The organism is Marinobacter sp. (assembly GCF_041690615.1).
In the GTDB taxonomy this organism is placed as follows: domain Bacteria; phylum Pseudomonadota; class Gammaproteobacteria; order Pseudomonadales; family Oleiphilaceae; genus Marinobacter.
Window position 1 is genome coordinate 115,495 of sequence record NZ_JAWLGY010000011.1, and the last position, 9,688, is coordinate 125,182.

Annotated in this window: 8 protein-coding genes; all 8 read left to right on the top strand. The window is 59.5% G+C overall.

Translation table 11 applies throughout. The features are described 5' to 3' along the window. Positions 1-421 precede the first annotated feature (421 nt). The 8 genes from ACESMZ_RS09885 (at position 422) to ACESMZ_RS09920 (ending at position 9,543) form a co-directional block, all read left to right on the top strand. A complete protein-coding gene (locus ACESMZ_RS09885) occupies positions 422-1,174 on the top strand; it encodes a Crp/Fnr family transcriptional regulator (RefSeq protein ID WP_372956594.1) in 753 nt (250 codons plus the stop codon). A gap of 28 nt (positions 1,175-1,202) precedes the next feature. Then, entirely contained in the window at positions 1,203-1,577 is a 375-nt protein-coding gene (locus tag ACESMZ_RS09890; RefSeq protein ID WP_372956595.1) for a putative zinc-binding protein, read from the top strand. 58 nt (positions 1,578-1,635) lie between these two features. Then, complete coding sequence (locus ACESMZ_RS09895) at positions 1,636-2,037, top strand: ribonucleotide reductase subunit alpha (RefSeq protein ID WP_372956596.1); 402 nt, start codon at positions 1,636-1,638, stop codon at positions 2,035-2,037. Positions 2,038-2,225: 188 nt separating this feature from the next. Beyond that, complete coding sequence (gene nosR, locus ACESMZ_RS09900) at positions 2,226-4,355, top strand: transcriptional regulator NosR (RefSeq protein ID WP_372956621.1); 2,130 nt, start codon at positions 2,226-2,228, stop codon at positions 4,353-4,355. A gap of 47 nt (positions 4,356-4,402) precedes the next feature. Next, a complete protein-coding gene (gene nosZ, locus ACESMZ_RS09905) occupies positions 4,403-6,298 on the top strand; it encodes a TAT-dependent nitrous-oxide reductase (protein WP_372956597.1) in 1,896 nt (631 codons plus the stop codon). Positions 6,299-6,521: 223 nt separating this feature from the next. Then, positions 6,522-7,790 (top strand): nitrous oxide reductase family maturation protein NosD, encoded by a 1,269-nt coding sequence (locus tag ACESMZ_RS09910; protein ID WP_372956598.1) that lies wholly within the window; start codon positions 6,522-6,524, stop codon positions 7,788-7,790. Beyond that, a complete protein-coding gene (locus ACESMZ_RS09915; RefSeq protein ID WP_372956599.1) occupies positions 7,787-8,716 on the top strand; it encodes an ABC transporter ATP-binding protein in 930 nt (309 codons plus the stop codon). Before ACESMZ_RS09910 ends, ACESMZ_RS09915 begins: the two co-directional genes overlap by 4 nt. Next, a complete protein-coding gene (locus ACESMZ_RS09920) occupies positions 8,713-9,543 on the top strand; it encodes an ABC transporter permease (protein ID WP_372956600.1) in 831 nt (276 codons plus the stop codon). The genes ACESMZ_RS09915 and ACESMZ_RS09920 overlap by 4 nt, the downstream gene beginning before the upstream one ends. Positions 9,544-9,688 lie beyond the last annotated feature (145 nt).

Sequence of the window (9,688 nt, forward strand, 5' to 3'; positions counted from 1 at the left end):
GTGCCGTCAGGAGCGTGTCCTGGAAAGGAGCCCTAGCCATGGGCCGGACACCCAGGTTTCAGGCTATCCACTAATTACAGAGTCCGAGCATGAAAATCTGATTCCGGGAGTGGGCCGGGAGCCGGGGAGGCTTTTCCAAACACGCTCCTAAAGGCACGTCCTTGTGTCGCTTGAGCTCCGCCATCCCTGGCTCCGCACAGTTTGGAAAAGCCTCCCCGGCCCCCGTCCTTCGTGCTTGGGTGGTAGTCGCAGGTAGGAAGCACTGCCGCAGTAGCCAAACAAGTTAGACCCCGCCCCGTTGAGGTAAATCAATTACTCCTCAAGAACCGCCGGAATACCCCCATAGGGGGACGGCAATTTCCCCGCCCTCCGTCTACTATTTAAAACATCATCTGGAATGCATATATAGAGGGAGTCCGCCATGGCACTCGCACAGACCACAGACAAGCGCTACGAAAAGCCCGTAATGCTTGCTGCAAACAAGCCCTTCGACGAGGAGGGCAGCCTGGCTGCCCTGCAGGACCATCCGCTGTTCTCCACACTGGACAGAAAGGACCTGAACCACATACTCCACCACTCCCGCCAGGTCCGGCTGGGGCACCACCAGCTGCTGTACCGCCAGGACATGCCGGCGCATCACTTTTTCTTCGTGATTTCCGGTCGCCTGCGCCTGTATCGCCTCGATGCCTCCGGCGTTGACCGCACGCTGGACAGCCTCCAGCCCGGTGACTGCTTCGCGGAAGTCATGATCTACGCCGACCCGCCCCGGTATGCCTGTTACGCGGAAGCCCTGAAGAACAGCGAAGTACTGATGATTCCCGTTGGTGTCTACCAGGACCTGATTGACCGCGAGCCGAAGTATGCGCGGGCAGCCCTGCAGCATTACGCCAAGCGCGCCGTCAGCCGCTTTCATGAACTGGAAATCATGACCGTGCAGAGTGCCCGCGACCGGCTTATCCGCTACCTGATCGATCTGTTGCCGGAAGAGGCCCGTCATCAGGGTGGAGAAGTGGAGCTGCCGTTGCCCAAGTGCCTGGTGGCCTCCCGCCTGGCCATGCAGCCGGAAACCTTCTCGCGCATTCTGGCGGACCTGAAGAGCAACGGCCTGGTGCGGGTCAACCGCAGCAAGCTGTTTATCTCCGACCCCGGGCGCCTGACCCAGATCAGTCAGTAAACACTTACCAGAAGCCACAGGGGGACCAATGACCGCCCGCAAGCAGAGACCACTCATCTACTCCTGTTCCGGCTGCTCCGACGTAGCCCAGCTGGCCAACAACGCAGCGGTGAAACTGGACCACGCCGGTGAGTTCGAGATGTCCTGCATTTCCGGTGTCGGTGGCAAGGTGCCATCACTGGTAAAAACCGCCCAGTCCGGGCGGCCCGTTACCGTGATTGATGGCTGCCCGCTGCACTGCGCCCTGCATTGCCTGGAGAACGTGGGTGTGACCCCCGATGACCATGTGCGTCTGTACGACTATGGATTCAAGAAGCGCTATGGCAAAAGTTACGACGAACACTCGGTAGACGAGGTCTGCCAGGCTGTACTGGCCCGCCAGGGCGGGTCTGTTTCTCCCTGATCCTGGCCGCCCTCCGGCGGCCCCTTTTCCCCCTTATTGCACCCTGAAGGATACTTCCATGATTGCCAGTTATACCGACCTTATGCAGGCGGTCCAGGAACAGCCGGAACCCCAGCGCCTGCTGTTCGTATTCTGCCGGGCCGAACTGCCCGATGATGCCAGCGACGAAGAAAAGGCGGCGTTCGACCGTGGCGAGGGCGGAGCACTGACGCCCGTCATCTGCGTCGACAAGGCTCCGGCTGAAGTTGCTGCCTTCTCATCACTGGTGGAAGAGTCCAGGGAGACCGGCCAGGCCTGGGATGTGGTCTTTGTTGCGGCCATGTCCGGCCGTGGCGGTATAGAACCATCGTCGGATGAAGCCCAGCAGCCACTGACCATGATGGTGGAGTCGATCCGCATGGGCCATATCGGCGGTTACCTGCCGCTGGACCAGGGCGGCGAGGCGGTTGATCTGAATTGATGGAACGCAAGTCCATGATTTGTACAACGGTCAGTCGTCAACTAAATGTGTCGGTAGCATGTCCGCATTGAACAATATCAAGTCTGTAGAAAGCGGTGACGTATAACATGGTTGCCAGAAGCCTGTTCAGAACAGACCTGCTCGATGGAGGTAAAGTGTCAGATCACCGGTTTGCCGTTGTACGGTGGATGCTCACAGCCGTTCTTTCTCTTGTCCTGGTGGCCACCAGCGCCGTTGCCGCCCCCCTGGATTCCTACGAGCCCATCAAGGCTCGGGAAGTGATCACCACCGCCTTTCCGGAGGCGGAAGAGGTTCGTCCGCTGGAGGATAACCGGGCTATCAAGGAGGTTTATGCCGGCGATGAACTGCTCGGCTACACCTACCAGACCCTGGACTTTCTGCAGACTCCCGCCTACTCCGGCAAGCCGCTGGACGCCACCGTGGTGCTGGATACCGAAGGTGAGATTCGGGCCACAAAAGTCATTCACCACGACGAACCCATCCTGCTGATCGGTATTCCCGAGAGCAAGATGCATGACTTCACCGATCAGTACACCGGCCTCGCGGCGGACCAGCGGGTAACCGTGGGTGGCAAGTCCTCCGAAACCCGTGTGTCGGTGGATGGCCTTTCCGGCGCCACGGTGACCGTCATGGTGATCAACGAAGTCATCATGAAGAGCGCCCACCGGGTTGGTGTTGAGCTGGGTATGGTCGAGGGTGGAAGCGCCTCAAGACTGCCCGAAGCCGACGTGAAAACGGACCAGTTTTCGCCGAAAAGCTGGGAGGAGCTGACCGGTGATGGCTCCATCCGTCGCCTGCTGCTGACCCGTGGCCAGGTGGACGACTCCTTCAAGGGCACCGAGGCCGAAGGTATCGATACTGCTCCAGCAGACGAGCGGGATGAGCCCTTCATCGATCTTTATACCGGCTACCTGAATGCGCCGACGATCGGCCGAAACCTGCTGGGGCAGAAGCAGTACGACGGGCTGATGGAGGAACTGCAGGAAGGCGAGCACGCCATTGCCGTGATGGCCAACGGTGAATATTCCTTCAAGGGCTCCGGTTACGTGCGCGGCGGCATTTTCGACCGGGTCCAGATCCGCCAGTTTGGCGACACCTTCAATTTCCGCGACCTGGATTTCTACCGGCTCAGCGATGTCTACGCCGAGGGTATGCCGGAATTTTCCGAGATGGCCATCTTTATTGTGCGCCAGCAGTACAAGTTCGACCCGGGCACCGAGTGGGCGCTGGAGCTGACCGTCAAGCGCCAGACCGGGCCCCTGGACAGTGAATTCGAGGTCTTCCCGCTGAGCTATCAACTACCGGACCAGTACTACACCCGTCCGGAAGTGGAGATGACCCAGGAACAGTGGCTGGAAGAGCAGCCCCTGTGGGTGCAGGTGTGGTACCAGAAGAAGTTCCAGGTGGCCGTGCTGGGCGCCGGGCTGTTATTCCTGCTGTTCATCCTGTTCTTCCAGGACTGGCTGGTGAAGAAGCCGAAGGTGACCCGGTGGATCCGCCATGCGTTCCTGACCTACACGCTCATCTTTATCGGTTGGTACGCCCTGGGGCAGCTGTCGGTGGTGAACGTGCTCACCTTTGTGCACAGCCTGTTCAGTGGCTTTACCTGGGAGACCTTTCTGATTGACCCGGTGATGTTCGTGCTCTGGGCCGTAGTGGCCGGGATCATCCTGCTGTGGGGCAGGGCGGTGTACTGCGGCTGGCTGTGCCCGTTCGGTGCCCTGCAGGAACTGGTGAATGAGATTGCCCGCAAGCTGAAGGTGCCCCAGTACACAGTGCCCTTCCCGATCCATGAACGCCTGTGGGCGGTCAAGTACATCATCCTGCTGGTGCTGTTTGGTGTGTCCCTGGACTCCATGGCCACCGCCGAGCAACTGGCGGAAGTCGAGCCCTTCAAGACCGCCATTACCCTGAAATTTGATCGCAGCTGGCCCTTTGTGACCTACGCGGTGCTGCTGATCGTGGTGAATATCTTCACCCGCAAGGTGTTCTGCCGCTACATGTGCCCGCTGGGCGCAGCGCTGGCCCTGCCCACCAAGGTGCGTGTGTTCGACTGGCTCAAGCGTCGCAAGGAGTGTGGTCACCCCTGCCGCCTGTGTGAGAAGGAGTGCGAGGTCCAGGCCATTCATCCCGACGGCACCATCAATTACCAGGAGTGCCATTACTGCCTGGACTGCCAGATGACCTACTTCGACGACAACAAGTGCCCGCCACTGATCGTCAAGCGCCGCGGCAAGCGCCGTGGACAGAATTCACCGGGCCGGCCGGAGCAGATTCCGGTTACCCAGGTGACATAAAGAAAGTAAAAACATAACCGCCATTACGAAGAACGGAGTTGGATGCTATGAAAAAACGTGAAGAGCTGGAACAGGCAACGCCGGAGCAGCCTGGAGGCGGTCTGAGCCGCCGCCGCTTCATGGGCGCGGCCGCCCTTGCCGGTGTGGCTGGTGCCACGGGGCTTGGCGGCGCTGTCATGACCCGTGAGTCCTGGGCTGCCGCCGCTGAAGAGGCCCGGAACAAGGTTCACGTGGGTCCCGGCGAGCTGGACGAGTACTACGGTTTCTGGAGTGGTGGTCACCAGGGCGAGGTTCGGGTGCTGGGCGTGCCGTCCATGCGGGAGCTGATGCGGATTCCGGTGTTCAACGTGGACTCTGCCACCGGTTGGGGTATTACCAACGAGAGCAAGGAAATCCTGGGCGGCGACCAGCAGTACCTGAACGGTGACTGCCACCACCCTCACATTTCCATGGAGGACGGGCGCTACGACGGCAAGTACCTGTTCATCAACGACAAGGCCAACACCCGTGTGGCCCGGATCCGTCTGGATATCATGAAGACGGACAAGATCACCCATGTTCCCAACGTTCAGGCGATCCATGGTCTGCGTCTGCAGAAGGTGCCCCGCACCAAGTATGTCTTCTGTAACGCCGAGTTTGTGATTCCGCACCCCAACGATGGCAGTGAATACAGCCTGGAAAACAGCTACACCATGTTCACCGCCATTGATGCGGACACCATGGACGTTGCCTGGCAGGTGATTGTTGACGGTAACCTGGACAACACCGACGCTGACTACACTGGCAAGTACGCCGCCTCAACCTGCTACAATTCCGAGAAGGCGAATGACCTTGCCGGTACCATGCGGAACGATCGTGACTGGGTTGTCGTGTTCAACGTTGAGCGCATCGAGGCAGCCGTTGAGGCCGGTAACTACAAGACCCTGGGTGACTCCAAGGTGCCGGTGGTGGACGGTCGTGGTGAGTCCGATGTGACCCGTTACATTCCGGTTCCGAAGAACCCGCATGGTCTGAACACCTCGCCGGACGGCAAGTATTTCATTGCCAACGGCAAGTTGTCTCCCACCTGTTCTGTCATCCAGATCGACAAGCTGGACGATCTGTTCGACAACAAGATCGAGCTGCGTGACACCATTGTTGCCGAGCCGGAGCTGGGTCTCGGGCCGCTGCACACCACCTTCGATGGTCGCGGTAACGCTTACACCACGCTGTTTATCGACAGCCAGGTGGTCAAGTGGAACATCGCCGACGCTATCAAGGCCTACAATGACGAGGATGTGAACTATATCCGTCAGAAGCTGGATGTGCATTACCAGCCGGGTCACAACCATGCGTCGCTGACCGAGTCCCGTGATGCGGACGGCAAGTGGCTGGTGGTTCTGTCCAAGTTCTCCAAGGACCGTTTCCTGCCGGTGGGCCCGCTGCACCCGGAGAACGATCAGTTGATTGATATCTCCGGCGAGGAGATGAAACTGGTTCATGACGGTCCTGCCTTCGCCGAGCCCCACGACTGTATTCTGGTACGCCGTGATCAGATCAAGACGAAGAAGATCTATGATCGGGATGATGCCTACTTCGCCAGCTGTCGGGAGCAGGCGGAGAAGGATGGTGTCACCCTGGAAGGTGCCAATACGGTAATCCGTGACGGTAACAAGGTCCGGGTTTACATGACGTCTGTGGCGCCGCAGTTTGGTATGACGGAGTTCAAGGTCAAGGAAGGGGATGAGGTGACGGTTTACGTGACTAACCTGGATACCATTGAGGACGTGACTCACGGTTTCTGTATGGTGAACCATGGTGTGAGCATGGAGATCAGTCCCCAGCAGACTTCTTCTGTGACCTTCACTGCCGGTAAGCCCGGTGTGTACTGGTACTACTGTAACTGGTTCTGCCATGCGCTCCATATGGAGATGGGTGGCCGGATGCTGGTTGAGAAGGCCTGACAGGTCGCTGTTTGGTTGGGGCCCGATCTTGGGCCCCAGCTTTCTGGCTTGGGAGTCACAACCCAAGCGGAGAGGGCTTTCCCGGACACGCTCCTAAAGGCACGTCCCTGTGTTGCTCGGGCTCCGCCATCCCTGGCTCCGCACGGTCCGGGAAAGCCCTCTCCGCTTGGATTGCTCCGACTTGGGTGCAAACCTTTACTTTGTTTTTCAGAGAAACGTTTTAATGCCTCATCTATCGCGTTATGGAGTGGCCCTGTCAGTCGCTCTGTTTGCGTTGACCGCAAATGCGGACCTGCAAGAAGATCTGGATGCCCTGGAGCCCGGTGCGTCGTTTGAGCTGCCCCCGGAACAGATTTCGCCGCTGGCCATTAACGTGGCTGATGTGACGGTGATCTGTGCGCCGGAGACGGTGATTGACGGAGGTGGTTCCGGTAATGCCGTTGATATTAGCGCCCCCGGGGTGACGCTCCGTGGTTGCGAGATTCGTAACTGGGGGCAGGACCTGAACAAGCTGGATGCGGGGATCTTTGTCGCCCGGGAGGCGAAGGGGGCGGTGGTTGAGGACAACCGTCTGCACGGGCCGGCCTTTGGTATCTGGCTGGATGCCACGCCGGATGTGACGGTCCGGAATAATGTGGCCCGGGGGGAGACGAGTCTGCGATCCCAGGACCGGGGTAATGGGATTCATCTGTTCAATACCACCGGGGCGTTGATCGAGGGTAATGACATTCGTCAGACCCGGGATGCGATCTATATCGAGACCGCCAACAAGAACACCATTCGCAATAACACCATGGCGGATCTGCGTTATGGCATTCACTACATGTACTCGATGGACAATCTGCTGGAGGGCAACAGTACCTCCGGTACCCGTACCGGCTATGCGCTGATGCAGAGCAAGGGGCTGACCGTGGTTGATAACCGGTCGGAGAACGATGAGAACTACGGCATTCTGATGAATTACATCACCAACTCCACCCTGCGGGGTAATGTGGTGACCGGCGTGTCCAGCGGTCGGACCGGGGGTGTGGCGATTTCCGGTGGTGAGGGCAAGGCGGTGTTTATCTACAACTCTCTCCATAACACCTTCGAGAATAACCTTTTCGCCAACAGTAACCTGGGCATTCACCTGACGGCAGGTTCGGAGGAGAACGAGGTGTTCTCCAATGCATTCCTGAACAACCAGCGTCAGGTGAAGTATGTGGCCACCCGCACCCAGGAGTGGTCCAAGGACGGGCGTGGCAATTACTGGAGTGACTATCTGGGCTGGGACAGGGACCAGAATGGTCTGGGTGATGTGCCCTATGAACCCAACGATAATGTGGACCGGCTGCTGTGGACCTATCCGGAGGCCCGTATCCTGATGCATAGCCCGGCGGTGGATACGATCCGCTGGGTGCAGGAGGCTTTCCCGGTGGTCAAGGCGGCCGGTGTCACTGATTCCCATCCCCTGATGCGTCCCCCTGAAACCCTGCGTGCGGAGATTCCATGAGCTGCTTTCGTCTTGAAAACGTGAGCTATCGCTATAGCAAGAGCCCGGTGCTCACCGGTATCGACCTGGCCCTGGAGCCGGGTGAGATTCTCGGGTTGTTCGGCCATAACGGCGCTGGCAAGACCACTTCCATCAAGCTGATTCTGGGGTTGATGCATCCCCAGCAAGGCAGGGTTTCGGTGCTCGGAGGAATCGCCGGTGATCCGGAAGTCAGTCAGCATATCGGTTATCTGCCGGAGAACGTGATGTTCTACCCGCAGCTGACGGGGCGCGAAATTCTCAGTCATTTCGCCCGTCTCAAGGGCGCTTCCCTGAAGCAGGTGCCAGTTCTGCTGGAACAGGTGGGGCTGGGGGATGCCATGGATGCCCGCACCAAGACCTATTCCAAGGGCATGCGCCAGCGTCTTGGCCTGGCCCAGGCCCTGCTGGGCAGGCCGAAGTTGCTGATGCTGGACGAGCCCACGGTGGGGCTGGATCCGGTAGCGACCGCCGATCTCTATCGCCTGTTGCGGGAACTGCGGGATCAGGGCACCGGTATTGTGCTGTGCTCCCATGTGCTGCCGGGTGTGGAGCCCTACATTGACCGGGCGGCCATTCTCACTCAGGGCTCCCTGAAGGCAGCCGGCAACCTGGTGTCTCTTCGCCGGCAGGCCAATATGCCGGTGTCACTGACGGTGGCCCCGGCCAACGATAATTGCCACCTGGCCGGTATTGTCGAGGGGTCTGGCCTGGGTGCCACAGTAAACGGGCTCGATAACGGTAACCTGCGAATTGATGTGGCTCACGATCAGAAAATGGCCATGATCCACAGGCTGCTGGCTACCGGTGAGGTTCGTGACCTGGGTATTTCCGAACCCACCCTGGAGGACATCTACGTGCACTTTATCGGTTCCGGTGGCCTGGCCCACCGGGGAGGCGTGCAATGAACAGTATCTGGACCATTGCCCGTAAAGAGCTGGCAGACAGTCTGCGCAACCGCTGGATGGTGGCCATCTCCCTGGTCTTTGCCACCCTGGCCCTGGGGATCGCCTGGTTTGGTGCGGCGGCTTCCGGCAGTGTGGGCTACGCCTCCACCCCGGCCACCATTGCCAGCCTGGCAAGCCTGGGTATTTTCCTGATTCCGCTGATCGCGCTGCTGCTGGCTTACGACGCCATTGTGGGGGAGGAGGAGGGCGGTACCCTGTTGCTGCTGATGACCTATCCCCTGAGCCGGGGCCAGCTACTGTTTGGCAAGTTCCTGGGGCATGGCCTGACCCTGGCGCTCGCTACTGTGATCGGCTTCGGCGTTGCCGGCGTTGCCATCGCCCTGCTGGTGGAAGACGTTGCCGTGGGTGTGCTGGCGGCGGCCATGTTCCGGTTCATTCTGTCTACGGTTCTGCTGGGCTGGGGGTTTATTGCGCTGGCCTACCTGGTGAGCGTGCGGGTGAGTGAGAAGCCGCTGGCGGCGGGCCTGGCACTGGCGATCTGGTTTTTCTTTGTGTTGATCTTCGATCTGGTGTTGCTGGGTGTGCTGGTGGCCAGCGAAGGCAAGCTGAACCCGGACCTGTTGCCCTGGTTGCTGCTGCTTAACCCCACGGATATCTATCGCCTGCTCAATATCGTGGCTTTTGAGGGTGGGGCACAGCTCACCGGCGTACTCAGCCTGGGCTCGGACCTGCCCATGGGGCCGGGCGGGCTGTGGCTTGCCCTTGCGGTCTGGTTTGTCATTCCCCTGGCGGGCGCCTGGGCCCTGTTCCGTAATCGTCGTATCTGACCTGGAGTCTGTTGATGAAGCTGTCATTCGTAGTCCGTGCTGGCCTGGTTCTGGCTTTTTCCCTTGCTCTGGCGGCCTGTTCCGGGTCGGAGGAAACCGCCCAGGCGAAGCCTGATGCGGTTCATTTCGAGTCCGGGGATGAGTG